Consider the following 25516-nt stretch of genomic DNA (forward strand, 5'->3'; position numbering starts at 1 on the left):
GATGGATCTTCCCGCGTCTACGTGCCGCCTCAGGACTCCTTGCTTTTTCCACCTTCATCCATAGCCGCTAAACCGGCTGCCGCACCGGCCTCGACATACTTCTTTTGGTCTGCTTTCGACATTTGAGTGTCTTGAGGTAACTCAACTATGATTTTGCGGTGGGCATAGTGAATGCCTTTGGCCATCAGAGCTTCGGTTATTCTTCGATATGCTTCACGCCGAATGAGAAAATGGGCTCCGGGTTTCGCTGTAAATTTCACCCGAATAGTCATGACCGAATTGGTAATTTCGCGAACACCCTGAGACTTGATAGGGTGGATGAAATCGTTTTTATACTCTTCTTCCTCCAACAGCTCCTGCCCGACTTTCTTGATGACCTTCCTCACTTGATCAACATTCGTGTCATAGGGAAATTCAAGATTGAATTTAACCACAAGCCCGCCACGCATGAAATTGGTGATAGGACCCAGGTCGCTGTAGGGTACAATCTGCAGCATACCACGGTGATGGCGCAGCATGACGTTGCGAAGGGTGATTTTTTCTATTGCACCGGATAAGCCACCTGCTTCGACATATTCACCAACCCGGAAAGCATCATCCAGAAGATAAAAGAAGCCGGACAAGACATCGCTGACAAGCTTCTGGGCACCGAAACCCACGGCAAGTCCGACTACTCCGGCACCGGCGAGAAGAGGACCGATATTCACTCCGATTGCCGAGAGGATTATCATGGAGACCATTACGACAAGAACCGTTCCTATAAATTTTCGCGCCATGGGGAGCAATGTGTAGCTGCGACCCCTTTGGGCTGCCCCCCCCCAATCGCAGTCTTCAGACTCGTTTTTATCCGATGTTTCGGGAGACATCTCTTTAATTTTTCTTTCAATGTATGCGGAGGCAATACGCCAGAAAAACAAAGCGAGTGCCACGGTAACTAATGACTCGAAGACAGCACGGGTAATGGCGGTGGCATAGGGAAGCTTGTAACCCCAAAGGGTAAGAACCCAAATCGTCATGGCAAAAAGGATGGCAATTCTGACAACCATGGAGACACGGGATATCAACAGCTGCTCTTTTTCAGAGTGGCTGAGTAAGATCGAATCCAGCTGACCTGATTCCACCTGTTTTTTTTCGACTGTATTCTGTGTGTGCAGCACACTGACTACTGTTCGCACAAACCATTGACCTATACGATCAAACACAAGGAAAAGAGGCACTGCCAACATGCTCAGCAGCAAGGCACTATTTTCTTGTCCTGTTTCGGAAACCTGCAGATAGAGAAAGTTCACCCAGACGGCAAAAAGGTAGAGCAAAGCGGGAATATACCAGATTGGGGCTAATTGACGTGCCAACCAGTTTCTTTGTCCGTCAGAACTTTGACTGGAAAGCATGTGACTTGCGACGACAAAGCGATTGCGCATAATAAAATACGCTACTAAGAGAAGAAACAATGAACCCAGCATAATAGTCAAAAGAACGAAGGAATTATCAGCTAGTCCCAACTCTTTGCATAAAGCGAGGACACAATATGCAATTCCCGCGTAGGAAAACAGTATTTGAGTGATCCATTTGAGATTGAGGGCAGCAGTGTCTTCTATGTTCAGTAATCGCAGGGAAGACCGTCGCGGCGCGAAGACAATGCTAGAGACTATCGAGACAAGACGGCAAAAGGAGATAACAAAGAGAATCGCCATAAACAGCAGGCAGAATGGCGGCGAAGAACTGGGAGGAGACAAGAGAAAGGTGAGAAGCGAAAAAGCACCAAATATTATAAGGGTTATCAGTGACGGCAAGACATACAAAAAACCGGCCCAAAACCGCACCCATCCCCCGAGTTCCGGTACAGCCTGATCCCGCAGTTGCCTGTGCCAAGTGATTGTTGCAGCTTTGTAGACACTTGCAGCAGCAAAACCGACAAGAAAGGCAAAAAGTATCATAATCAAGTTGCCCCAAGTGGAGAAGCCACTGCCATGTTCGCTGAATATGCGAATAGTGTTGGCCAGGTCCGAGGGTAACTGAGAAAAATCACCAATATTGCTTTGGAGTCTGGATTCCATATCTTTGTCATTGCGCATATCTACAAGATGGAGCCAATTGACAACAAAGGAGAAGAGTCCTGGCTGGGAAGAGCGATCAGTTACCTCGATATTCGCCTCTTTTTGCAGGCCGCTCATGAGCAAACTGCGAACTTGCTCATCATTTAATTTTGCCACATGGAGAGCAATTTCCTCCGGGCTTGCATTTTCAAGGGAAATTTCCGCTTGCGCCGGTGCTGCCTCTTCAGATTGAGAAGCGAGAGGTAGAAGAAATAAAACTATTATAAACAAGAAAAGAACAACACAACGGCAGACAAATTTCCATCTCATGGCGGCACCTGATTCCGATGAAATAATTACCTTTAAGCTAACGAATAAAGATATTGTGTGAAGAACAAATCACAATCTGTCCCCCTGTTTTGCAGGAGGACAAGAATTGTTCAGCAATTCCCGCTCAAATTTTAACTAACTAAAAATACACAAACTATTAATTTAACGTTTCGCAGACTCTTATTATGGCCAAAACACTCAACTACTTGAAAATATGGCATAAAAAAAATTTTTGGCGATGTCGATTTTACTTGACAAAAGCCCTCAGGAGGAATCGAGTTTTCCTATGTAAAAACATATACTTACATAGGAGGACGCCATGGATTCACGTAAGTTTTATTCCGCCCACGCCGTCAAAAAGTCGGCAACCAAATCAAGAAGAGCCGTGCGAAAACATCTGAATATCGATACCCTGCTTGCCCTCGTGCGAGAGGAATTTAACAAGATCCCTGACATCCGTGCGGATAATGCAAAGATTGCCTCCCGGTAATAGATTTCACTGCGAATGAAGTCCTCGACAAGACCTTCTTGTTCTTCTTCGTTCGGCAGCCTCTGCCATGTCTTCGCGAACAGGCTGTTCATTCGATCTATATTGTCCTGGGTCACGACAATCTTCTCCGTCGACATTGCTGCTTGTCAGGCCGGCAGAGATGCATCATTTCCCATCCCGCCATAGACAAAAAACAATGCCGCGCCGATAAGGAGGAAATGAAGCAGCGGCTCCTTGAAAAAGCTTATGATTCTTTTCGAGTGGTTCATATAAGAAAGGGCCTGTAATGATTTTACTTTGCTTTGAAAAATCCCTGAAAAAAGTTTCCGTTATAGAGATAGAGCTGATCTTCAACTATAAGAAACTCATCCGAAGAACCCAAAATCCGGAAAAGATTATCCTCGACAGCCATGGCCGGGCAGAACATTCTAGTCGAAATGAGAGGACCGATTTTCACGGTTTCTCCAGACACCATATAAGGCCCGCTAAACGTGTTGCAACCCGCGAACCCTTCAATTCGGCCATCGTGCCGCATGGTGAAATAGACCTCCTGTTCCGGTTTTGCTTCTGCTGGCATTCCTGGGACATATGAGGCAACCCATCGAGTAGCCATCAAATTTTTCCCGGTAGCAGGACGACGATATTCTATTTTTACATCCTGACGGGCCAATACCATTTTATCGGCTGATATGATTTGAATAGTGTGAATATCTGCCACAGGTTGGGGATACCGTTCGGTGTGGGTGAACAGGGTAAGTTTATCCTTGTTCAAGGACCAGGAATTTCCTTGCATGCTGAAAATATTTATAAGTCGTAAGCTGCCGTCCGGGTGGAGAAAAAACCCCTCAACACCAGTCCCCCCGGGAATCGGTCTCACCCAGGCTCCAGTGATATCGTCCACTCCAGTCCATTGTGCCGACATTTTTTCACTGCAACTTGTCGGCAGGGTGAGCATGAAAAGAGCCACTATGCAGTACCTAAAAAGATTGAGCATATATCTGATTTTGAGTAGTTATTGGAAAAAATATTGGTTGAACCGTTACATTTATCGACCGTTTATTCCCTTACAATACGTTTCTCAACAAAGTCAGCATTGTACTGATTTCTGCGAAGCAGCGTCAGGACCTCTCCGTTACAGAAAAATTCTGCATCGGTTTATCATGCCTTTACGCGTAAAATAAAACTTGCCAGGCCGTTCCATAACCATTTGTGAATAACTACTAATCTATAGTTTTTGTCCTTCATTGGTGATAATCTCAAAATCAAGATCTGCCTTCATGCTCAAGGTTTTTTAATCCTCCGAGATAGGACGACATAGCTCGCAAAATTTTATCGGCATCAGGTTCTCTGCCTGCGAAGCAAATTCCCGAGGCAGCTGTAAGGCAAAATGACAGCGAGACACCGCCGCGAATGCATATTGCCGCATTTAACCGCATGTATCCTTTATTTTTTCATTTTTCCCACTTTTTTGATGTGGATATTTTTTTACCAATGGGTTGCTCAAAACCCTTTTTATTACGAGAAAAACCCAAATATTCGTCAGACAGCAGCACAGTCGTAAGTCACCCAAAGCACTTCAGCCGAAACGAGAATTTGGGTATTCGTTGCCATCTCGGTTATTCCTATCACCATGTCATAATTGCACCTTTGCTAGTGATGCGCCATTTTGCTGGAGATGTTTAAGGAGAATACGACGGACTTCCTCTATAGTCAGGGGATGACTTTGACAGGAGTGAGGACTTCGTACAATGAACTCCGACTCCACATACTCCACATGGGCGCTGGTATATTTAACCACGCCGTCGTCACCCTCGGGTGGAGTATCATTACCGTCAATGGAAATGATGGAATGACCGGTGATTCCTTCCGCCAGTGGGATATCCGCCATGATTTTGAGGATAGGGCTGTTGGGTGACATAACATCAAGGCTCGTCATGTTGATAAATGGCTGGGCCATTGCCTCGGCCACACCTGCATCGGTAAGAGCCGTCATCACATTTGCCGTCGATTGGAGTACGGTCTGCGGGAATTTGACTAACTTAAGGACGAGTGTGCGGACCAAATTTTTTGACAAATAGCTGCCCCGATGGGGTGTGGAAATAAAAACCACCCGGCTAACAAAGGGCAGTGCTTCAAATACGGCCTCTTGCTCGAGATGACTCTTATCTTGTTTGGAAATATCGAGCTCCACCAGTGTCTTTCCTGTAGCCGCCCGCACAAATGCATCTCCGGAGTCCGTGGCAATCATCTTGGTAAGAAGCCCTCCCTGGCTGTGGCCAATAACCACCATCTGCCGCAAGAGACTGTTTGTCCCTTGCGGGTCCACTTGATTGACGTGTTGTGTCAGGGCATTAGCCAGTTCACGTCCGGAAAGACCGATACGCTTGCCGGTGTCATAGAAAAAATTCCAGAACTGGTATTTTTGGGCGATGACCGGGTCACTGCGGAGGGAATTGATCATTTCGGCCCAGGCTACAGGACTGCTAAAGGTGCCATGGACAAAAACGACCGGTATCTTGCCGGCCTCAAAAGGCTGCATTGGATAGATGCCGGTCTTAATATAGCCGGTACCATGGAGAAACTCATTGACTCCGAGCCCCTGAATGTTGGGTTGGTCAAGAGCGTACGCTAGTTGCGTAGTGAGATCCCGTTCCACTGGAACCTTTTTATTGTCGACGATAGTTTCGGTATGGTCATAGGTTGAGTAGAGCTCCAATATGCCGGTGCAGGTGTCCTTCGCCACATCCTCCAGCTTGCAGTTGACCCGCAGAAAGAGGGTGCCGGGAAAAGTCAGGTGCATAGGAGCGCCTTCTTTCTTTTTTTCAACAGCAATAATAGGGGCTCCCATGCCGGCATCTCGGTTTCTCTGGCTGAAGCCCTTGACCTTGAACTGGTCTGCAGAAACAAATTTTTCAAAGTTACTGATATCATGCGGAAATTTAGCGGTATCAAGCGTAAAGCCAAATTTACCAACAGGCAGATGTACCTTGGTGGAGGTTATCTTGAGGTTACCGTCCGCATTGGCCAGGGCCTGCGCCAAGGCACTGTTATACAAATCACAGGCGGTTCTAAAACGTCGGTCGAAGGGATCGTAAGGAGCGCTGTCATCGAATAGATAAAGATAGGCATAGAGGGTCGAGGCAAAGAAATAGGAATACGACCGCTGTTTCTGGCTCTCTCTGGATCGCATTCCAGCGAGATAATTGAGTTCAGCCAAGGCGAAAAGAATATCCCGCCGACCACCTTGCTCTGCTTTGCCGTGCAACAAAATGAGGACTTCCTCTGGATCGTCTTTAAAAGCATCAACAAGGTTATAACGGATAAGAACATCATGGGAAGATTTGCTGAAATTATCCTCGTTTATTGCACTGATGGTAATCTGCTCATAGACCTGGCGAGGGTCGGTTTTCTGTACCCCCATGGTCGTTGCACAGCCGCTGATGCCGAAAGAAACAATGACGAAAAGAAGAAAGATTCCTCCACGATACAATCGAAAAAGCTCTTTTTTTCCCAAGCAGCAGTTTGCACAGATTAGCCATAAAAGGGGGTAGAATTGTAATGGAAAGAAAGGCTTTTTCTTCATAATGTACTCCAGATGATTATTCTGCCGGCTTTATCCCCGGCAATTTTTTGCGGATACGCAGTGAAAAATTGGAATCCTGATCGGCCGCTTTAGCCCGAGGGTTGATAATGCTGACTCTTTTCAGTTCGGCAAAAGGCAAAGAGGTGTTAAGCGTCCCCTTTTCATAGGCCAGTTCATCGGCGTAACCGTTAGCGAGAAGCCGCCAATCCCAGAAGACTTTATGAAAATATGGCCGGGTATGTCCTCGTAACTGGGTCGTACAATTGGTTAACAAGGCGTTGTACCATTCCGCTTTTTCTTTCAGTTGGTTTATGGAATGCAGGTAATCGAGAAAGACCTGACGGAATAGTTCATTATTGCCCTGAACACGATAGAGATAGACGGTTTCTCCCTGCCGGTAATTAGTTCGTAACCGAATGACATCCCGCTCATCCGCCACCACATACGTCAATTCATATTGGCGGAAAAAACCCTGTATGGTGGAGTACCCTTCGCCTTGTTCTTTGCGGGCTTCAATGGAGACGGCAACATAATCACGGTTGTCAAAACCAAAACTGACCATGGTATGCACCAAGCTTTTCAAACCCCAGTCAACCAAAAAAAGATCGATGCTGGTGAGCGTATCGAGGTCAAAACTCTTGTTATAATATTGCACAGTGAAATCGGATTCGGAAAGGTAGTCACAGTTACGGATATTGTGGATGGTGATACTGTTGCCCTCAATGGTAGCGTGGGGCAACAGTGCCAGATCCGGCTGCCAGTCGCGGTCATTACTTGGCTTTTTCAGGAAAAACGCAGCGAGTACTAAAACAAAGAGTACGGCAAAGAGGCTTACCGCCTTTTTCCAGGTACCGGCCAGGACGAAGATTGTCAGCGACCCGAGTACAAAACCCACCGCAGCTACAGAAGGTAAAAAACCGGGCAGCCCGGAATAATACAATGACATCCCCCCCCATCCAACCAAGGGAAGAGCGCATATCAGAGCAAGAATAGAGCGGAATTTATGCATATTTTATTTACTCTTGCCATGCGCCTGGTCCAGGGTCACCCTCAATCTCTTTGCCCAGAATTTGAAGGCATCTTCGGCGGAACCCAGCTTGGTAAAACCACTCATCTTCGAACCGTGGAAGGTATCGATGGCAGCACCCAGCCGCTCGTTCGTCATTGAATCAAGGAACTCCACTTCCATGCTCGCCCCACCTACTCCAGTGGCCTCACCGGTGGTCGCTTGTTTAACTAGGCTGATGGCCAGACCGACCGGCACAACCGTCGTTATTCCGGTCATTGCAGGATTGCTTGTCTCGATATCCGTGATTGCCAAACGAACCCGCAGAACACCATTTCCCGGCTCGGTGACCAGTGGATACTCGGTGCCCAGCGCCTCGACGACGGCAAGATGAAAGGAATCAGACAATTTCTTCAGTTCGCTGGCCTGAAGACCTTTGTCGGCGGCATCTTTTGTCAAAAAGAATTTCACTTCATGCATCATCACCTTGTTATACGTGCTTAAATCCAATCCCGGCTTTACATAGACCTGATCCATCCCCTCCTTCGGTCCAGGCTGAAACTGAGGGTAGGTATTGAGGAAGCCGGAATGTTCGAGTGTTGGCGAGGCACAGCCGGATAAGGCAAGTCCTGTCAACAGTATCAATAAATATTGCAACGATGATTGTTTCTTTAACATTTTGCACCTCATGTAAAATTGTTTTTGGTTAACATCTTAGTTATCTGGTGTTATCTTCGTAATCTTGCTGCCCTGAATGCCGATGCCGGCCATCAACCCCTTCTGTTTAAAGATAAAAGCATAGATGCCTGATTTAACGGTGCTGGTGGTGAGTGATGTTGCAGCTCCTTTATCAACGACAACTAAGCTGGGCCCAACTCCAAGTTCCCAACCTTTGCTCTTTTTGAGATAGGCTAAACTTTCATCGTCGATGAAGAAAAGTGCATACCCGAAGGTTTGTACCCCCGCCTGCAAACCATATGATGCCGCCATGGTTTTGTAATAGCCGGTGGTTTTGCCGTTTTCCCGTAACGCACCCTCGCCGTATTGACCACCAATGCCCAAACCACCTTTAATTATATTGGGAAATACCAAAATTCCTTTGGCTACCTCCGCCAGTTTTTTGGCGGCTGGAGCGGTTTGGTATAAAGACTGCAAGGCACCGTCCACATCATGGTTAATCTCTACGACAGTCGCCGCCTGCGATAGCCTGGGACTGGTCAGAACGAAAATGGCCAGCAACAAAACAATGGGGATCTGTATTGTTCTTTTCATGGTAAATCCTAGTTTTTGTCTCTTCATTTCAAATCTCCTTTCCACACATTGCCTGACCTCTTTGTCAAGTTGCCTCCATCTGCCGGTCATGCCGGATTGATAACTCCCCTTTCGGGTCGACAGTGCCCTTTAACGATGTACTCTCAAGGGGTACTTTGTTCTGTATTGCACTAAAAACGAAAACCAACACCAACTACAGGACCGCTTAATTCGAGATCCTGGAGCGCCTTATCCTCATCCTGCTCATATTTCAGGTAGCGGTAGCCAAGCCGGATGTTACCCCAGCTGAACCGGTAACCAATCCCGGTAAACAATTGCCAGGTCAGATCGGAGTCGCCGGTACCTATGTCGCCATGATAAGGAATGTACCAATGCTCACCGAGGTTGATTGCGCCTCGAAGTCCTATTATACCGTCCCACAGTTCAGCTGATTGAGAGCTTGCCACCGTCCTCGCCGGCAGAGTGATACCGGTATCGATATCCGCGCTCAGGTAACGGGCACCGCCAAAAACGGCAAGAGTGCCACGGTCAACCTGAACTATGTCATAGCCGACACCTGCACTGATAATCCACGTGGTGAGATCAAGACTGGCGGAGGCGGTGATCGGCACTCCCGGCCCCACAATTGCCGTGGTGCTCTTGTCGGCACCAGCGTCCATATAAATGCCATCTGCAATTATCGACCACCTGTTTCGTCGGGCTTCCATACCGCCCATGAGAACAAACTCGAGGTTGTCGATAATATCTGAAGCATCGACCGATATATCACCGCCGCCTCCAGGCCCACCGGGCACTTCAACAGTACCGTCCAGATCCGTATACCAACCATAAAGTGTTACCTCAAACTGCCATTCGTCTGTTTGCTCGGCTGCTGCGTTTTGAACATAGAAAAACAGCATAGATACAGTTAGACAGCCGGTGCAGCTAATGCAGAGCTTTTTCTTTAACACATCAATCCACTGCATGGTTACCCTCGATAGTTATTTGAATAATCTCAATAATTCCACGAAAGGATGAACTCCATTGTTTCTATTTCCAGCCAACGTCCTGCAGGGCCTGATTGCAGCGGCTGCTTACCTTTGCTTCATTGCGCTTGAGGCAGTCGAGCAGGCGACCTTCACCCGGCTTGATTTCAGTGCAGTTCGCCTTTAGATCTTCAGCACATTCTTCAACAGCATATGAAGCATTGGCAAGGGTTCGGTTGAGCTGGTAGATCGAATCATAAAGAGCGAATTGGCAATCTACTGAAACTTTGTCTTCAAATGCATACAGACAGGCAAGGAGACGGCCTTCTCCCGGTTTGACATCCTTGCAAATAGTATTGAGCTCGTTCTTACATCCCTCGGCAAAGGTTTCAACTGCTCCTTCAATTCCTTTCTCGACTGGATCACTAGTGGCAAATACCGGGGATGCCAGACCGAGAACTACGATTGACACTGTGATAATGAACTTTTTCATGACATTTTCTCCTTTTTCATGTTGCATGGTTTGTATAGTTTCATTTTGGGAACAGAAAGGTGAGCTGAACTCGTGCACCCCAATTCTCCGGCCCATTTTCCGGTGCATTCGCCCAGTAGCGTACCCCGGCTGAAACCTGAACAGGCAGACGGCCGATTTTGAGCAACTGGGCCACGGTAAGGTTGATGGGCACCGACCACTCATCGTTTTGCCAGTCATAGGTCGACTCGGTATTCAGGCCAAATGTCGTTTGAGTTGGGGTGATGTACGACAGGAACGGCTGCAGGAAGGTGGCGTTGACATTTTGCCGGTCATCGTCACCGGCCACCGACCAAATGTGGTTGGCCAGAGCGCCGTAGGTCCAGGGACCCTGCTGTTTCAGCGCCACTGCAGTCGGACCCAGGCCAAATTTCTCCCCGCCGAGCGCATCATCCGTGGCGGTCGGCAAAAGCCATACCGGCCCCACTCCCCAAATCCAGCCTCGATCTGTTGCAGCCTTGGGAGAGAAAAACTGGCTGGCAACGATGTCCCCCAGACCTGACTCTCCCTGCCCGGAGACCGGGATATCATTCTGATTGATCAGCGGCAGGATAGTCCGGGTGATGAGGTTCCAGTTTTCGCCGATGGAGACAGGAATGACGGGTTGAATATTAACCCGCCACTGCGATCCGTCTTCGGCCGGGCCGATGTTTTCGTCATAATTGGCCTGAATCGGAATGCTGATCAAATTGGCGATGGGATTGGCCAGTTTCTTCGCCAGGTCAGTCTGCCCATTGATATCGCTTTCCGCCCATAAGCGTATTGGTAGGATTGTTAAAAGAGTCGCAATAAAAACTGCTGTCAAAAAACTTGTCGGCTTTATGTATTTATCTCTGCCCATGGGGCCGGTTAAGATGCACAGCGCCTGAAGTCTTTTACTTTTGTTCATGACTATTCCTTTTTGCTATTGCAGAATTGACGGTGAAACATACATGGTTCCTTTCTCTATAGTCTTTATCGCCTGAGCAAGGTCATGGACTGCGGTTCTTTTGAGCACAAATCCCACAGCTCCTGCAGCAAAACATTCCTGCATTGCAACAAGCTCATCATGCACACTCAGGATGATCACTTTGATGTCGGGAAAAACCTTGTGTAACAGACGGGCAATATTGATCTCCTCTGCAACCGGAAAGGAAAAATCAGCAACGATGAGATCAAATTTTATTTTCTCGGCCATCTCAAGCAGCGTAGCCTCGTCGGCAACCATAAATACCTTTTCAAAGATACTCTCCAAAAGAGATCGCACACCCACGAGCATATTTAGATGAGAATCCACCAGAAGCACCTTGCCGTGTAGCAACATAAAGTTATCCTTTTTCCAGGGCTCAACTTATGAAGGATCGCGGAGCTGTTTGCCTGCGTCCGGCAGTATGGCAAAACACTATCACGTCGACGGTCAAAACAAAGTCGGCCGCAAAAATGCATTGTGTTTTGAGATAATAGGTGAATCAGAGGGGGAAATGAACTCGTAGATTTACGAGGTATTACATTGAAGGACTTAGGGGGGGCCGTAACGAAATAAACAGTCAAGTTAAATTCATTTCGTTACGGATCTTTATGGCATTCCTAGTATTCGTCAGGTCAGTTTATTTTTTGACAACGCCTCTTAGATGGGCTGCAAGCCGGAATTCAACCGCCGACAACTCCATGCTTAACCGCATACCGAATCAGATCGGCAATATTTTGTGCACCGATATCCTTCATCATCTGATATTTATGGTATTCAACGGTTCTGCTGGAAATATTGAGGATGGCGGCTACTTCCTTCACACTGTGCCCTTCTGCCAGCAGCTGCAATACCTCGCGTTGACGTCTTGTGAGAAAGGAAGGCACCTCATGGCGTTCTCTGGAGGCATTCTTTCCCCCCGAGGTGAATTCATCTTTTAGGAGGGAAGTTATATAAATTTTCCCCCTCAGCGCACAGCGAATTGCTGCGCTCAGTTCAGCCGGCGCGGAGTGCTTCAGGACATATCCCTGTGCACCGGCTTCCATGGCGCTGACGGCATATGACACATCGGGATGCATGGTCAGAAAGATAATCTTGACTGCCATGTTCGTCTTGCGGATCTGCCGAACCGCATCAATCCCGTTTAACAACGGCATCGAGATATCGGCAATGATTACATCGGGATGAAGGGCTTCAACAGCTTCAAGCAACGCCCGACCATCCTCGACAATCTTGATGAGTTCAAACTCGGGCTCGATAAGACTTTTCAGGCCTTCAGCAACTATTCGATGATCATCAGCGAGTAAAACTCTTGGCCGTCTCAACTATCACCTCCATTTATTGGTACCGTGACCTGTATTGTTGTTCCCTGCCCGGAAAGGGTTTCAATGGCAAATTCTCCCCCTACCAAATGCACCCGCTCGCGCATGCTCGAAAGACCAAGCCCCGGTTTTCCTCTGACCTCTTCGGGGTCAAATCCTTTGCCATCGTCTCTTATCGTCAATGTCAAAGCATTATCTTTACCCTGCAGTGTAATCTCACATTTTCCCGCTCCTGAGTGTTCTACAATGTTCTTCAACCCCTCCTGCACTATCCGGTAAATGCAGAGCGGGATATCATTGAAAAACCGCTCAGGGACATCCACTGGTTTGAAGATGATGACAATATCGGACCGCTGCATAAGTCCTGCGCATTGCGACTCTATCGCGCGTACCAGTCCGAGATCATCGAGAATGGTAGGATGAAGCTGACGGGCAATGCGATGTATATCTTTAGAAACATCGATCAGGTGCTCTTTTATGTCCGTAATACTCTGGCACGAATCGGGTGGAGGCAACTCCATGTTCTTCATCTGCATTTCCAGCTTGCCGACCTCGATGGCAATCACCGCCAGCCTTTGGGTCAAATCATCGTGCAGTTCGCGCGACAATCTGCGCAGTTCCTCCTCTTTGCCCGAGATCAGTCTGCCGGCAAAGTTCTGTAGGTCTTTCTGATAGCTCCTGAGAGTTGTCGAATTTTCTCGCAGCGTTTGCTCCATGATCTTGCGTTCTGTGATATCCTGCATCACCCCGATTGCACGGGTAGCCCTGCCGGTATTATCCCGCTCCAGAACGCGTGACAGATGATGGATCCAGGTCAGGCCTCGCTCCGGATGAACATAACGGTAGTCAAGCGCATAATGATTCACCCCTTCTTCCAGTACCCCGCGTATTACTGTTTGCAGATAAGGCAGGTCTTCATGATGTATATGAGTAAGCCAGAACTGTCGAGCGTCCGATTCATTCTCCAGTGAAATGCCGAGAAAGTAACGCATCCGATCGTCAAGAAATGTGATCTGATGGTTTTCTGCCATTTCATAGAAGCCGAGCAAGGCAATATCGACGGCGGAAGCCAAACGCTCTCTGCTTTTAATATGCCGCGATTCAAGATTTTTGCGTTTGGTTATGTCTATGGAAACACCAAGCAATCGATCAGGCTTGCCGTCGGCACCGTAATAGGGCCTTCCGCTGGAGTGGATCCAGGCCATGGAACCGTCATCTCTCAGGATTCGATATTCAGTGTTCAGGGGTTCACTTTTGTCAAAAGACAGGGATATAGCTTGTTGCACTTGCTCAAGATCGTCAGGGTAAATCGACTTCTCAAAACGTTCCAGACTTACGTTTTCTCCGGGAACATAACCAAAGATGGTGCGAGCCACGTCCGTGGCCCAAAACTGACTGTTGCCAACGTCTAATGCCCAGAGTCCCGCCCCGGCGGAATCGGCTGCCAGTGCGAGACGCGCTTCGCTTTCAAGCAGTTTCCTGTCCCACTCTTTGCGTGCAAGGACATTGCTGAAAATCTGAGCCACCAGCTTCAGACGGGTGACGATCTCTTTCGGCCAGTCACGTTCTTCCCACAGGGTATCGAAGCTCAATACCCCGAGTAAAGGCCCACCACCGGCCGTTAGCGGCATAACCACTGACGACTTGACTCCGTAATAGCGTTGGACCTCCTGGTCAATTGCAGCCTCCGGAGGCATTTGTTCTGTGGATAGAATGAGTGTCTCTCCGCCTTGTAATTTATTGATAATCCATGGGAATGAATTTAGCGCTTCGATTCTTTTGGGACGAGCGGGTCCCCCAGGCGCGATATAAGCGTGAGTGAGGGTGATGAAGCGCCGCGCCCCATCTTCCCATTGCCAAAGAGTGGACAGATCCAGGCTGAGAAATTCGCAGATTCGGCGCTGGTCATCTTCAATCATACTGTCTACCTGATCAATGGGCAGGTTGATATATCGGGTAGAAAGGTCGGCCAGCAGTGTTTCGAACTGTAGTCGCTCCTCGAATCTATCAGATAATTCCTTTTGGGGTCTTTTAAGCGTTTCCATGTATACAGTTACCTCATTGCTACTTCTGTAATCGACCGGCTTGAAACGTTGTGCGAATTTTTCAGCCTTGTTTACCTGATTTCAAATCCGCGCCCTTAATTGGAGCAATATCAAATGAAAATCCATATGGATAGCAAGCAAGTTTAGATATTGCAAAGCGATTCCCGGGCAGCCCGGAAAGCCAGCAATAGTGTAATTTCTTGAAGAAGTCTTCGCAACAAATTGAAAAAACAGCAATTATGATAAAATATAGCTTTACATATCAACAGGATAGAGATCGCCTCTTTGTAAGCTATATCAAATTCTTACTAGGAAGCGACAATGTCAAAATACATTATAGCAATTGCAAACAAACGTAAATGAGAAATCAGTCCGACCAAGGTTAAGAGAAAATACAGAGAGTTAATATCTAAGATTGCCAGACCGAACATAAACCTATTTGACATGTGGTTCAACTTGAGCATTTCTACTGTTAACCGGAACAAGCAATAGCCTTAGCGCCTAACAACACCAGAAGGTCATTTTGAGCTTTCGAAAAGCACGATTTTCCTAACACATAAAAAACATTCTCAAGCCCCAGATTGTTCCAGAATCTCTTCGGAAGATTGTAGAATTATTTGCCCCAGAAGATGCTGCCGACTCAAATCTCAAAATTCAAGATAGCTGTATTATCCCAACTTTCATCAGTCCCAAGAGAATCCAGACGATTACCATCAAAAAACAAGCCACTGATCATCAATACCATCCAGCTCGTCAAAATAAATTTTGATTAGCAAAATCAAATAACCCGGGACCAACCTCGGCCGAGCACTTTCCCTCCGGACAATCCGCAAAAAATCTCAACCGACGCTTATCCATGCAGACTTTCTATCCACCTGATTGCCTCATGATCGGAAACTTTGCCGAGATACCTTTGTGTCGTGGAAAAATCGGCATGTCTGAGGAGAACTTTACTAACGATTTCAATAGGAACTCCTGATCTGGATGCGTAGGTAGCCGCATGACGACGAAGGTCATGGGGACGCAGTTTAATACCAACCATATTGCCTACCTTTAGAACTATTTTTCTGGCACCAGCATAGGTGATCGGGAAAATTAATTGGTTCAAAGGAATAGAAGTGTCCCTGACATAGCCCAGCAGGCGAATGCTTAATTTTTGAGGCATAAAGACAATTTCCTGATCCCGACCACTTTTGGGTGTATGCAGCAGGAGCTTTTGCCCATCGATATCAGTCGGCCTGAGTCCAAGAACTTCGCTTACTCTCATTCCAGCTCGGGCCATCAATTCAAGCATCAATCGGTTTCTGGTATTCAGTGTCCTGAAGATTGCCTCATCAATGATATCTTTGTCAAATATCGTCCAATGGGATGTTTTTGGTTTCTGAAAGAGGTTTTTAACAGCAGGAGACAAACATGGATTTTTCATCTCCGGATGTAGCGTGTTGATGATAAGGTTAAAAAAAGCTGAAAGGGTTGTGTATCTACTCCTCTTGGTATTTTGTTTTCTGCCTGCAGTTATATTGGCAAGAAATGCTATGATTTCCTCTGTCGTTATGGCATCGATGTGCCTGCCTTGGTAACTGTGTTCGAATTTTCCCAGAAGAAACTCATAATGTGCCAGAGTATTAGGCCTGGAATTAATTTTGTGGTAATTAATACAATAGGTGACGGCATCGGCTACTTTCATGTTTTCCTCCTCTCAGGTTAATTTTTGTCTCTGAGAGAAAGATCTGCATTTTAAATGAAAATATTATTGGAAAGCGCAATACCAGGCGACTGGAATCGATCAATTTCGACACAGCGAGCAGTCAACATAGCTATATTGTAGCTTTATTGGAGTTTGGCCCCGGCTGTAGTCACCATATCTCAAGAGACATGGAAAGATTGATTGAAAATATGTGGCATGCCTCCGGTGAACGGTCCACCCTTATTAATTTAATAAATCTTGTGGATTGCAGTGTAACGTTGTTAGCGATATGTCTATTAAATCCCACGTATATAGCGAATATGGATGGTTGCTAATTTCAGTATCAATTTTGAAGAAATTCCTGGAGGTGGCTGCGGTCATTGACTTTTTCAACCTGAAATTCTGTCCCATCCTTATAAAGGATATTCAGTGCGGCTGTATCCTGTCGTAGTTCCCGAAATCGGTCTAAGGGGATTTTAGATGCGAAACATAATAAGGAAATGATGACGAAATTGTGTGAACAGATCAGCAGAGTACAATCTGTGGTATAGAGTTCTGAAATTCGATTCAAAGTATCAACTGCCCGATGTTGCACTTCTTGGAGACTTTCTCCATCCGGCATAGACAAGGTAGCAGGATTTTTCTCCCAGGTCTGCCTAAAATCCTGATGATGCAATGCCCACTGTTTAGCTTCCATCCCTTCAAAGTCTCCCAGATCCATCTCAATCAATCCCGTTTCTTTGATCAAAGGCGCTGAAGGGTGAAATTTGCCAATATGGGATGCCGTTTCAATAGCACGTGCCAGCGGACTTGAATGAATGGCCACGATAGTCTCATCTTTTAATGCCAAAGCCAAGGAACACGCCTGCTCGTTACCCTTCGGGTTAAGTGGTATATCACTCCGCCCCTGAAAACGGTGTAGTCGATTCCATTCGGTTTCTCCATGCCGGATCAATATAATCCGATTGCCTGTTGGTTTTAAGATTTTCATTGCAGCTTTAATCTTCCTTTTTCTCCAATTCCAAATTGTGGCTTATGTTTATACAGGCAATGACACTCTGAGCTGCAGGACAAAGATGAATATAATTATTGAAACATTCCAGTGCCGAGTCCCGCTGTTGATCTGGGAGTTTGAGCAGATAGTTGACACTGATGCGGGTAATTTTCAGGATGCCGTTTACCTCTTCAATATCGCCAGCTACCTTTGCTATAAATCGATCCTTGAAGGTTCTGATCTTTTTTCCAGCCATCACCGTGGCCAGGGTACCCATCATTCATCCTCCAACGGCACCTACGATATGATCAAGAGTGGCGGCATGCTCCTCTTCGGGTGTAACATGGTAAAATTTCGATATTCCACCGTGGACACCATAATATACAGGTTCAGCGAACCCTTCTATTTCAGCCTTCCTTGTTGGCCCTTTTTCCCGAGTAATGGTAATACGCGACTGATGAACAATCTTTCCCATAACAACCTCCTTATATTATTGATGCTCTTCAAAAAGATAAAACGGAGATGTAATGTAATTTTCTGGCGTTACCTCAACCATAAAACTGGCCAGAAACGTGACATCTTTGTCTCGATTGGTCGGTTGATTGAAAGGAGAGCCAAGATTTCTGGCTAAAATCAGATACAGGGTGTTTGGATTTAGTTTAATCATCGATATCTTTACCAGCAAGTTATTGGCTCGAGTCAAACAATGCCGCCTTCGGTCCTGTGATCGTTCATTCAATCAACGCTCATTCCTACCACTCCACACATCAAATACTAGCAATAAGGGTGATTTTAATCTAATGCGACCAATGAATATTCGACTATCTGAAACCACCCCAAAACGGTATTTAGAAGGGCTCTTGAATGCTCAACTCCATGACTCTCGTATCTCCAGAGTCACCACAAAAAGTACATCCGGAAAAATTTCAGTGAATGCCCTCTCCATGCAAGCCTTAACTGTCACAGCAACGTCGCCGGCAATATCTTCCCTCGCCTCCACAATGATTTCATCATGAAGAATGTGCACAATCTTCGCATCTTGACCAGCTAAACGCCCATCCAGTTCAACCAATGCCATCTTGAACCCCATCTGCGCCAGTTCCCTGTATTGGATGATTACATATAGAATTCTCCTTATCCTCATCGGACAACTTTCGTGATCTTCCCAGTTTGGTTGAGATAGTACTCTTCCAATCGCACTACTCTGGTATTATTCAACAATAGTCACGACAGGTGCAACCGCTTGTACTTCCGTGAATAACCAATTGTGTTAACAAATAGAAGGTGGTAAAAACACAACCAGTAGTAATTACACAGCGTACTGTTGCCACACAGTAGCTGTTTTACAATAATACCACTGTCGGGTCATATAGTAATTGGTGCATGAAAATGGTCCAGATCTATTAAAAGATATCTTGATCGAAGAAGGATTCCAACGCTGTCTCTATCTCTGAAGCCGCTATACAACCTAACAAACCTGAAAAACCTAGGAAGGAGGATTAAAAAATCTTTTGAACCATCCACGATCAAGTCTTTTCATCATTTTGCCATCTTTATTGGGCAATAAAATCATGAAGGAGGTTTACATGGGATCAATAAAATATTTGCAATTCATTACTCTCACTGCAGCATTCTCCGTCTCATTCTTGTTTTTTTCAACCACATCAATAGCTCAGCCAAAGCAGTTTGATAGAATTGTTGTATTCGGCACCAGTTTGAGCGACTCGGGTAATGCCTTTATTTTGCTTTCAGATCCTACTGCATTTGGTTTTGGAGGTTGTGATATGGGCACCCCAGCAAATGTTCCCCCATATGATGCTCTGGATGAATTGCTCATACCGGATGGAAGTTACGCTAGAGGTGGTCATCATGTCACCAATGGTGCTACGTGGGTAGAGCAGTTGGCACGGGGTAAAGGGTTGTCTGGCAATACACGCCCTGCACTGAAAAATCCAGGAAAAGAGGCGAGCAACTATGCAGTTGGTGGCGCCCGGGCTACCGATTATCTTTGCCGTTACAATTTAAACGACCAGATGACTGCATATTTAACTGATTTCCCTGATGAGATATCAGCTAATACCTTAATTGTATTTGAAATAGGCAGTAATGATGTTCGGGATGCTTTAGCGAGTTTATCCTATGATCCTACAGGAAGTGAACAAATAATTACTACTGCTCTATATAATATTGGATTAGCTGTAGAAGCACTTCACGTAAAGGGAGCCAGAAAATTTTTATTGATGAACGTTCCCGCTATTGGAGAAACACCAGCGGTAAAAACACTAGACTTTTTGATTCCTGGAACTGCATATTATGCTAATATTTTTGCACAAAATTTTAATATCGGGTTAGATTCGTTAAAATCTGCCTTAAATGGGTTACCCGGAATTGATGTTCGAATTCTTGATATTTATTCGTTGCTATACGAAATTATAGGAAATCCAGTCTCGTATGGAATCGTAAACATTGATGATGCTTGTGTGACACCGAATGTACCACCGTTTACATGCAAAAAACCTGATACATATCTATTCTGGGATGGAATACATCCGACCAAGGCTGTGCATGAGATAGTGGCTCAAAGAGCGGCAGAGGTACTTAACTAATATATTTATCTAAATATCATTACGTTATTCGGTGGCAATTTCGTCAATTTTGTAACGCCACCGAATAACGACTGGAGCTTTATTGATCCAGAAAACCTCCGAAATAGTCCGCAAAAACTTAGACTACTAAATCTTTTCGTCCAGATTCTTTGCCCCACTTCTTCCATGAAAAAGTATACTGTACCCATGGGCAAACACGACAAACATAATGATCATAATGAAAATGACGATTTCGAGAGTAATAGCACCTTAGACGAAGTAAGTCGCATCTTCAAAGACCACCCCGGGGATTACATTTCCAAACTTGAGGAAATGGGATTCGCTTACCATGACGATGAAATCGATGAAGAGGAACAGGAAGAAGCAGTAGCTAAACCGGAAAATAAAAACCAGAAAGACCTGGTCTCCTTCTTGAAAGGTGACATTCCTCTGTCTGATGAAATAGTTGAAAAATTCCTTGAAGAAAGAAGGTGCCCAGACCCCAACTGCCCGCTATTTCGGAAATATTTTAGACAAGCAAACAAGCACCTCCTATCATTGATATCGCATGGACTCCAGCGTGATCCTGTACTTGTTGAACTTCTCAATGACCTTACATATTTTCACGAATACCAGAACATTTTGAGCACTGTCATTAATCACTACACAATTGCATGCGATGTACAAGAAAACCTTGAGACATTTTCTGAATTAGCAATGGATTTCTACTATGCGACCTTAGCGGATGGTTACGATGCGTTGTATGCCTTGAAAGAAAGATATCCTATTGGTAGCGGAAAGAGGACGATTGTCGATTTCTTGAAGGAAATTGAAGATGCTGGTGTTGAAGAAGATGATGTCGAATTCTAATTGTTTGAGATTTCCACAAATTTATTTACTGTCCTTCATATTCAGGATCAATAATTTCTATCTCACTTCAACAACTCGTTTATCCTGGCAATAGTCCTCGGTGCCGACCCCTCAAAATGATTATTCACATATAGAAAGGTCTCAATATTTCTGGTTTTGAGATCAGTCAACATTGTTGCCAAGGATTGCAAGTCTCCATCTTTAGGCGCTACGATCTCACTCCAATCATTGCCGGTTTGCTCTTCCATTTCCTTACGATTACCGCCATGCAACCGGATGACTGTGAGTGACTGGATCCAGTCGCTCCCGGCCCGAGATTAAAAATGACCCAAAATGGACTTTCGTACCACAGGTGATGTCAAAATTAAATATCCCAACAATACAATGTAGCCCACCGACCATTGGTCGACCAACTTGTTGTAAAAAGATAGTATTTTGGCCGTATTTTCGACACACTTCTCCCTTCGCCCTCATCGGTATTTTTTAGAACAAGGGACTGATCTTTGATATAAAGCCGCTTCTGCAGTTACAGCCGAAGCGGAACGGGGTTATACTCCAAGAGGGAACGATGTAAATCCTCCATGCTTTCGATGTAAAACTCGTTAAATTTGCTGCGCACTTTTTCCCAGAGAGATCTTTTGGTTTTAAATCTTTTCCAGGCTGCCTAGAACAAAGGACAACATAGCTGCTGGATCTGATCGATCAAAAACGCCAGCATCATCAGCAGGACAAAGATTTCACTCAAGTGTTTCTTACCAAGGCCAAAATTGTGCTCGAAGTGATAGCCTTGGTTTTTCAGGGTATTGAAGGTTTCATTTTCTATCTTATGCGGAGTTCCGCATAAAATCGACTATGCGGACATTCAGAATATGCGAACTGGAAACGCTCGACATCGTAAAAGGCGTTTACCTGTAGTGGGTCTGCAGGGCATCGGAATAGCTGACATGTCCGCATATTCTGAGCATGATTCAAAGAGCTTCGAGGAAGGCCAGGAGTTCGTCGCCTGGCTTGAACCGGAAGTCTCCACCGCTTGGCGGCTGCAGAGTCTCAAGGGCTTTTTCCTTCATTGTCAGATCGGCGGTTACGTAGATGTGCGTCGTCTCGATATTCTCGTGGCCGAGCCACATCGCGATTCCGGTGATGTCCACGCCGGCCTGCAACAGGTGCATGGCGGTGGTGTGGCGAAAATGGAGAGCTCCCCATTTTCGCCATTATGGTGAGAGATCTAAAATGGTGAGTAATTGAAAACGATGTAGTGAATTCATCCACTTGGTTGGTAAAAGCAACAAAACTCTCACCATTTTCTATATATAATCCTCCTTGTAAAGAAACTAATAACATTAATTTCTACAAAGGGAGGATGATTATGGAAGGAAACCAAGACATCCATGGTGCCATATTGGCTATCATGGAATCTATGAGACTGCAGGGTACGTCACCGGGCAGGCTCAAAAATTTCCAAAACGCATACAATGTATTCGAACGTTATTTGTCGGATAACAGTATTGCCGGAATAGATGAAAACATCTGCCTGGAATACGTTTACGCCAAAACTGGGCAGCGTTTTGCGCGTTTTGAGTGTGTTACAGCAAACGCCAGGGTCGACTATCGTATGCGGCCATTGCTTCTATTGCTCCGTTATCTGCAAGATGGACAATTTCATTCTGATGTTCGGAAGACGAAACCGCCCTTTGTCTGCCCCGCATGTTTCAAATCAGAATATGAAGCCTTCTGTGAAGAGCTGGTTTATCGCGAATATAGAGAAGCAACGATAGAATCAAATACCCGAAAAGTGCAGCTTTTAATAATGTTCATGGTAACGCATGGTGTTACATCGTCATCAGATATTACCATCCAGCACATTGAAAATTATTTAAAAACTATAGAAAACAAAGCTGTCAAGTATGTTGGCATTTTCTTGTACGTCTTCAGAAAATTTTTCTCGTTTCTATATGAACGAGGATATATCGTAGACGATTTGGCCCCCAAACTCCCCAAAGTACGCAATCCCCGCAATGCTTCAATCCCACATGTTTGGTCAAAAGACGATATCAAAAGGCTGCTCTGTGCAATAGACCGTGCCGACCCTAAAGGCAAACGAGACTACGCAATACTTCTGATTGCTATCCGGCTGGGTCTCAGGATTGGGGACATCAGGAGCCTTAAGAACTCGTCGATAGACTGGAATCGGAAAACAATAAACCTGAAAATGGCTAAAACCGGTCAGCCAATTGAGTTGCCATTATTCAAGGATATCGGCTGGGCCGTCATCGATTATCTGCAAAATGGTCGTCCCGCCACAAACAGCGAATGCCTATTTGTGAGGCACAGAGCACCTTTCAACGCATTTGGAGATCGCAACGCCTTCTACAAAGAGCTACATCGATATATTCTGAAAGCCGGACTGAACGTGCCTGGAGGTCTGCGGTATGGGATGCACTCGTTGAGAAGCACATTGGCGGGCAACATGCTTGAAATTAAATCACCGCTGCCCATCATTTCGGAAGTGCTGGGACATCAGTCTGTCAACACTACAAGCATATACCTCAAAATAGATATTGAAGGGCTGCGTAAATGCGCCCTCGATCCAGAGGAGGTATTTGCAAATGAAAACAGTCTATGAATGGAAAAGCGGGATTGCAAAAGCCGCTCAGAACTACATTTCACTCAAGCAGCAGACCGGATTGAAATTTGAAAGCCAGGAACGTTACCTGCGTCACTTCGACACATTTTATTATAGCAACGGCTTTGAAGGAACCTCTCTGACAAAAGAAATTGTATACGATTTTATCTATGACCCAAATGAACGCCCAGTGTCACACCACAACAAAGAAATGCTGATGCGGGACTTCGCAATATATCTAGAGGATAGAGGCTACCATGCATATGTGGCGGAAGTCAAAACAAAGCTCCCACGCTGTAAATTTATTCCCCACATCTTCACGGATGATGAAACTCGCCGGATGTTCAGAGCCATAGACAAATATCCGCAGTCGCAGAAGTCATACAGGAATGCGGTTGATCCAGTGCTGTTCAGATTTTTGTACGGTACTGGCCTACGGATTTCCGAGGCACTGAACCTCGTTCTCAATGATGTAAACGTAGGATCCGGAATCGCCACAATCCGCGCTGCAAAAAACATGAAGGATCGATTGATTCCCATGGCTGACAGTCTGACAAAACGTATTTTCAATTTTTTGAATGGTTTCCATCGGTACAGTGATAGCAAAATGTGGCTTTTCCCAAGTTGCCACAATGGGATAATGGGGCAAATGGACAAGAGCACGGCATATAATCATTTCAGAGATTATTTGCTTATGGCCGACATTCCTCATACAGCTGTAGGCCCTAGAATCCACAGTCTCCGTCACGGGTTTGCTGTCAAATGCCTTAAAAATTGGGTTTTGGGTGGAAACGACCTAACCGCCTTGTTGCCATACTTGTCGGCGTACATGGGGCATTCGGATTTCCGCGCCACTCAATATTATCTGCGATTGACATCCGATCTGTATCCTGAGATCGTGCGGCGGGTTGAAGCAGAATTTGGATATGTTATACCAGAAGGGGGGATCATTTATGACGAAAGCTGATTTCCCATATTACCTCACAAAGTTCCTCGTTAAATATCTGCACGGAGAAAAGAATTTCAGCCGCCACACTATTCAGTCATACTCCGTAACTTTTAAACTGCTGCTTTCCTTCTTGGAACAGACCAAAAAGATCTCTCCTGAGCGCCTGTCCATGGAAGATTTGACCCATGACACGATCGTTGATTTTTTGAACTGGATCGAATCCACACGGAACTGTACTGTATCGACTAGAAACCAGCGGTTGGTGGCAATACATTCATTTATCAGGTTTGTGCAAAAGCAGTTTCCCGAAAATGTGTTTGAGTTTCAGAAGATACTCAACATTCCAGATAAAAAGTGTGTGAAAACAGTTGTACAGTTCCTGTCTGGTGAAGAAATGAAAATACTGTTGTCGATGCCTGACCCCTCAATCAGCAAGGGACTTCGGGATATGGTATTGATGTCCCTATTGTACGACAGTGCTGCAAGAGTTCAGGAGATCATTGATTTGAAAATTAAGGATTTACGCCTGGATAAGCTTGCGGTGATCACATTGCATGGTAAAGGTCAAAAGACTCGCTGTGTTCCAATTACGAAGAAATCAAAAAATCTTTTGGAATCGCATTTACGATACAGTTCGAGTAACAACGGAGTCAGCAGAGGCGAGCAGTATGTGTTTTTGAACCAGAGAAAACAGCAGCTTACACGCTGGGGCATCTCTTACATCATTAATAGGTATGTCAGCTTGGCAAACTTGTGTGATGGATTCAACGTGCGTTTTTCCATCACACCACATGTGTTCCGGCACAGCAAAAGCGTTCATTTACTTCAATCCGGTGTTAACCTTATCTACATCAGGGATTTCCTTGGGCATAGCGACTGCAGCACCACACAAATTTACGCCAAAGCAGACACAGAGACGAGGAGAAAAGCATTAGAGGCGGCATATGTTGATATCCTGCCGACAACTGAGCTCCCGGATTGGTCCAATGACAAAAACCTTATGGATTTCCTTATTTCGCTTGGCCGTCAATGATAAAATGGTGAGAGAATCGATGAGTAATCTGCTGGTTTTGCTAGTTTGCTGTCTTCTCTCACCATTTTAGATCTCTCACCATAATGGCGAAGCGTGTGGGGCGAGACGTGTTTGGCCCGGAGCGAAGGGCGGAACTCGGATGCTATACGAACCGCTATACGAAGACGTTTCTCGACACCGGAGCGGGGGGGGGGGGGGGGGGGGGGGGGGGGGGGGGGGGGGGGGGGGGGGGGGGGGGGGGGGGGGGG

General features: G+C 45.8%; 25 protein-coding genes and 1 pseudogene. 7 read left to right on the forward strand and 19 right to left on the reverse strand.

The features are described from left to right. Positions 1–29: 29 nt before the first annotated feature. Positions 30–2366 carry a mechanosensitive ion channel domain-containing protein gene (locus tag ACYQ8U_RS19045; RefSeq protein ID WP_459947148.1) on the reverse strand — a complete coding sequence of 779 codons (2337 nt, stop codon included), beginning with the start codon at positions 2364–2366 and terminating at the stop codon, positions 30–32. 319 nt (positions 2367–2685) lie between these two features. On the opposite strand from ACYQ8U_RS19045, the gene ACYQ8U_RS19050 reads away from it, so the two are divergent. After that, the gene (locus tag ACYQ8U_RS19050; protein WP_459947149.1) at positions 2686–2856 is read left to right on the forward strand and encodes a hypothetical protein; all 171 of its coding nucleotides are present in this window, start codon (positions 2686–2688) and stop codon (positions 2854–2856) included. Between the two features lie 292 nt (positions 2857–3148). Here the strand turns inward: ACYQ8U_RS19050 and ACYQ8U_RS19055 are convergent, their stop codons facing one another. The 17 genes from ACYQ8U_RS19055 to ACYQ8U_RS19135 form a co-directional block, all read right to left on the reverse strand. Continuing rightward, positions 3149–3850, reverse strand: a complete 702-nt coding sequence (locus ACYQ8U_RS19055; RefSeq protein ID WP_459947150.1) for an META domain-containing protein — start codon at positions 3848–3850, stop codon at positions 3149–3151. Between the two features lie 639 nt (positions 3851–4489). Further along, positions 4490–6370, reverse strand: coding sequence for an esterase/lipase family protein (locus tag ACYQ8U_RS19060; RefSeq protein ID WP_459947151.1), 1881 nt, complete (start codon positions 6368–6370; stop codon positions 4490–4492). Positions 6371–6455: 85 nt separating this feature from the next. Further along, on the reverse strand, positions 6456–7385 hold the full coding sequence (locus ACYQ8U_RS19065; RefSeq protein ID WP_459947152.1) for an Lnb N-terminal periplasmic domain-containing protein: 930 nt from the start codon (positions 7383–7385) through the stop codon (positions 6456–6458). A gap of 66 nt (positions 7386–7451) precedes the next feature. Beyond that, positions 7452–8123, reverse strand: a complete 672-nt coding sequence (locus ACYQ8U_RS19070; protein WP_459947153.1) for a DUF3313 domain-containing protein — start codon at positions 8121–8123, stop codon at positions 7452–7454. Between the two features lie 36 nt (positions 8124–8159). Beyond that, positions 8160–8744 carry a lipid-binding SYLF domain-containing protein gene (locus ACYQ8U_RS19075; RefSeq protein WP_459947154.1) on the reverse strand — a complete coding sequence of 195 codons (585 nt, stop codon included), beginning with the start codon at positions 8742–8744 and terminating at the stop codon, positions 8160–8162. Positions 8745–8887: 143 nt separating this feature from the next. Further along, positions 8888–9682 carry a hypothetical protein gene (locus ACYQ8U_RS19080; RefSeq protein ID WP_459947155.1) on the reverse strand — a complete coding sequence of 265 codons (795 nt, stop codon included), beginning with the start codon at positions 9680–9682 and terminating at the stop codon, positions 8888–8890. A gap of 64 nt (positions 9683–9746) precedes the next feature. After that, positions 9747–10175 (reverse strand): cysteine rich repeat-containing protein, encoded by a 429-nt coding sequence (locus ACYQ8U_RS19085; RefSeq protein ID WP_459947156.1) that lies wholly within the window; start codon positions 10173–10175, stop codon positions 9747–9749. 40 nt (positions 10176–10215) lie between these two features. Then, the gene (locus ACYQ8U_RS19090; protein ID WP_459947157.1) at positions 10216–11103 is read right to left on the reverse strand and encodes a transporter; all 888 of its coding nucleotides are present in this window, start codon (positions 11101–11103) and stop codon (positions 10216–10218) included. A gap of 15 nt (positions 11104–11118) precedes the next feature. Then, positions 11119–11490, reverse strand: coding sequence for a response regulator (locus ACYQ8U_RS19095; RefSeq protein WP_459947158.1), 372 nt, complete (start codon positions 11488–11490; stop codon positions 11119–11121). Between the two features lie 353 nt (positions 11491–11843). After that, on the reverse strand, positions 11844–12485 hold the full coding sequence (locus tag ACYQ8U_RS19100) for a response regulator (protein ID WP_459947159.1): 642 nt from the start codon (positions 12483–12485) through the stop codon (positions 11844–11846). Beyond that, positions 12482–14527 (reverse strand): PAS domain-containing protein, encoded by a 2046-nt coding sequence (locus ACYQ8U_RS19105; protein WP_459947160.1) that lies wholly within the window; start codon positions 14525–14527, stop codon positions 12482–12484. Before ACYQ8U_RS19105 ends, ACYQ8U_RS19100 begins: the two co-directional genes overlap by 4 nt. A gap of 850 nt (positions 14528–15377) precedes the next feature. Further along, positions 15378–16214, reverse strand: a complete 837-nt coding sequence (locus tag ACYQ8U_RS19110) for a tyrosine-type recombinase/integrase (protein WP_459947161.1) — start codon at positions 16212–16214, stop codon at positions 15378–15380. Positions 16215–16557: 343 nt separating this feature from the next. Further along, entirely contained in the window at positions 16558–17205 is a 648-nt protein-coding gene (locus ACYQ8U_RS19115; protein ID WP_459947162.1) for a histidine phosphatase family protein, read from the reverse strand. A 7-nt stretch (positions 17206–17212) separates the two neighbouring features. Then, entirely contained in the window at positions 17213–17488 is a 276-nt protein-coding gene (locus ACYQ8U_RS19120) for a hypothetical protein (protein ID WP_459947163.1), read from the reverse strand. Then, complete coding sequence (locus ACYQ8U_RS19125; RefSeq protein ID WP_459947164.1) at positions 17489–17683, reverse strand: hypothetical protein; 195 nt, start codon at positions 17681–17683, stop codon at positions 17489–17491. Positions 17684–17698: 15 nt separating this feature from the next. Continuing rightward, the gene (locus ACYQ8U_RS19130) at positions 17699–17875 is read right to left on the reverse strand and encodes a hypothetical protein (RefSeq protein WP_459947165.1); all 177 of its coding nucleotides are present in this window, start codon (positions 17873–17875) and stop codon (positions 17699–17701) included. Positions 17876–18076: 201 nt separating this feature from the next. Then, complete coding sequence (locus ACYQ8U_RS19135) at positions 18077–18286, reverse strand: hypothetical protein (protein ID WP_459947166.1); 210 nt, start codon at positions 18284–18286, stop codon at positions 18077–18079. 508 nt (positions 18287–18794) lie between these two features. On the opposite strand from ACYQ8U_RS19135, the gene ACYQ8U_RS19140 reads away from it, so the two are divergent. Beyond that, positions 18795–19814, forward strand: a complete 1020-nt coding sequence (locus ACYQ8U_RS19140) for an SGNH/GDSL hydrolase family protein (protein WP_459947167.1) — start codon at positions 18795–18797, stop codon at positions 19812–19814. A gap of 186 nt (positions 19815–20000) precedes the next feature. Further along, a complete protein-coding gene (locus ACYQ8U_RS19145; RefSeq protein ID WP_459947168.1) occupies positions 20001–20663 on the forward strand; it encodes a hypothetical protein in 663 nt (220 codons plus the stop codon). A gap of 526 nt (positions 20664–21189) precedes the next feature. On the opposite strand, the pseudogene ACYQ8U_RS19155 reads toward ACYQ8U_RS19145, so the two are convergent. Then, a pseudogene (locus ACYQ8U_RS19155) lies at positions 21190–21498 on the reverse strand (transposase); the annotation flags it as partial. A gap of 109 nt (positions 21499–21607) precedes the next feature. Here ACYQ8U_RS19155 and ACYQ8U_RS19160 point away from each other — a divergent pair. The 4 genes from ACYQ8U_RS19160 to ACYQ8U_RS19175 all read left to right on the forward strand — a co-directional run bounded on the left by ACYQ8U_RS19160 (position 21608) and on the right by ACYQ8U_RS19175 (position 25268). Beyond that, positions 21608–21883 carry a hypothetical protein gene (locus ACYQ8U_RS19160; RefSeq protein ID WP_459947176.1) on the forward strand — a complete coding sequence of 92 codons (276 nt, stop codon included), beginning with the start codon at positions 21608–21610 and terminating at the stop codon, positions 21881–21883. 146 nt (positions 21884–22029) lie between these two features. Further along, positions 22030–23286: a tyrosine-type recombinase/integrase gene (locus ACYQ8U_RS19165; RefSeq protein ID WP_459947169.1), complete on the forward strand. Its 1257-nt coding sequence runs from the start codon at positions 22030–22032 to the stop codon at positions 23284–23286. Then, positions 23270–24253 (forward strand): tyrosine-type recombinase/integrase, encoded by a 984-nt coding sequence (locus ACYQ8U_RS19170; protein WP_459947170.1) that lies wholly within the window; start codon positions 23270–23272, stop codon positions 24251–24253. The genes ACYQ8U_RS19165 and ACYQ8U_RS19170 overlap by 17 nt, the downstream gene beginning before the upstream one ends. Continuing rightward, positions 24240–25268 carry a tyrosine-type recombinase/integrase gene (locus tag ACYQ8U_RS19175; RefSeq protein WP_459947171.1) on the forward strand — a complete coding sequence of 343 codons (1029 nt, stop codon included), beginning with the start codon at positions 24240–24242 and terminating at the stop codon, positions 25266–25268. Before ACYQ8U_RS19170 ends, ACYQ8U_RS19175 begins: the two co-directional genes overlap by 14 nt. Positions 25269–25516 lie beyond the last annotated feature (248 nt).

It is taken from the genome of Desulfocastanea catecholica (genome assembly GCF_054657295.1).

Bases quoted from the DNA above. Each gene is read 5' to 3' on its own strand.
- ACYQ8U_RS19080 (WP_459947155.1), bottom strand. From the start codon at position 9,682: ATGCAGTGGATTGATGTGTTAAAGAAAAAGCTCTGCATTAGCTGCACC.
- ACYQ8U_RS19085 (WP_459947156.1), bottom strand. From the start codon at position 10,175: ATGAAAAAGTTCATTATCACAGTGTCAATCGTAGTTCTCGGTCTGGCA.
- ACYQ8U_RS19075 (WP_459947154.1), bottom strand. From the start codon at position 8,744: ATGAAGAGACAAAAACTAGGATTTACCATGAAAAGAACAATACAGATC.
- ACYQ8U_RS19105 (WP_459947160.1), bottom strand. From the start codon at position 14,527: ATGGAAACGCTTAAAAGACCCCAAAAGGAATTATCTGATAGATTCGAG.
- ACYQ8U_RS19170 (WP_459947170.1), top strand. From the start codon at position 23,270: ATGAAAACAGTCTATGAATGGAAAAGCGGGATTGCAAAAGCCGCTCAG.
- ACYQ8U_RS19145 (WP_459947168.1), top strand. From the start codon at position 20,001: ATGGGCAAACACGACAAACATAATGATCATAATGAAAATGACGATTTC.
- ACYQ8U_RS19045 (WP_459947148.1), bottom strand. From the start codon at position 2,366: ATGAGATGGAAATTTGTCTGCCGTTGTGTTGTTCTTTTCTTGTTTATA.
- ACYQ8U_RS19110 (WP_459947161.1), bottom strand. From the start codon at position 16,214: ATGAAAGTAGCCGATGCCGTCACCTATTGTATTAATTACCACAAAATT.
- ACYQ8U_RS19050 (WP_459947149.1), top strand. From the start codon at position 2,686: ATGGATTCACGTAAGTTTTATTCCGCCCACGCCGTCAAAAAGTCGGCA.
- ACYQ8U_RS19135 (WP_459947166.1), bottom strand. From the start codon at position 18,286: ATGGCATTGGTTGAACTGGATGGGCGTTTAGCTGGTCAAGATGCGAAG.
- ACYQ8U_RS19130 (WP_459947165.1), bottom strand. From the start codon at position 17,875: ATGATTAAACTAAATCCAAACACCCTGTATCTGATTTTAGCCAGAAAT.
- ACYQ8U_RS19125 (WP_459947164.1), bottom strand. From the start codon at position 17,683: ATGGGAAAGATTGTTCATCAGTCGCGTATTACCATTACTCGGGAAAAA.
- ACYQ8U_RS19055 (WP_459947150.1), bottom strand. From the start codon at position 3,850: ATGCTCAATCTTTTTAGGTACTGCATAGTGGCTCTTTTCATGCTCACC.
- ACYQ8U_RS19140 (WP_459947167.1), top strand. From the start codon at position 18,795: ATGGGATCAATAAAATATTTGCAATTCATTACTCTCACTGCAGCATTC.
- ACYQ8U_RS19090 (WP_459947157.1), bottom strand. From the start codon at position 11,103: ATGAACAAAAGTAAAAGACTTCAGGCGCTGTGCATCTTAACCGGCCCC.
- ACYQ8U_RS19065 (WP_459947152.1), bottom strand. From the start codon at position 7,385: ATGTCATTGTATTATTCCGGGCTGCCCGGTTTTTTACCTTCTGTAGCT.
- ACYQ8U_RS19165 (WP_459947169.1), top strand. From the start codon at position 22,030: ATGGAAGGAAACCAAGACATCCATGGTGCCATATTGGCTATCATGGAA.
- ACYQ8U_RS19115 (WP_459947162.1), bottom strand. From the start codon at position 17,205: ATGAAAATCTTAAAACCAACAGGCAATCGGATTATATTGATCCGGCAT.
- ACYQ8U_RS19120 (WP_459947163.1), bottom strand. From the start codon at position 17,488: ATGATGGGTACCCTGGCCACGGTGATGGCTGGAAAAAAGATCAGAACC.
- ACYQ8U_RS19070 (WP_459947153.1), bottom strand. From the start codon at position 8,123: ATGTTAAAGAAACAATCATCGTTGCAATATTTATTGATACTGTTGACA.
- ACYQ8U_RS19175 (WP_459947171.1), top strand. From the start codon at position 24,240: ATGACGAAAGCTGATTTCCCATATTACCTCACAAAGTTCCTCGTTAAA.
- ACYQ8U_RS19160 (WP_459947176.1), top strand. From the start codon at position 21,608: ATGTCCGCATATTCTGAGCATGATTCAAAGAGCTTCGAGGAAGGCCAG.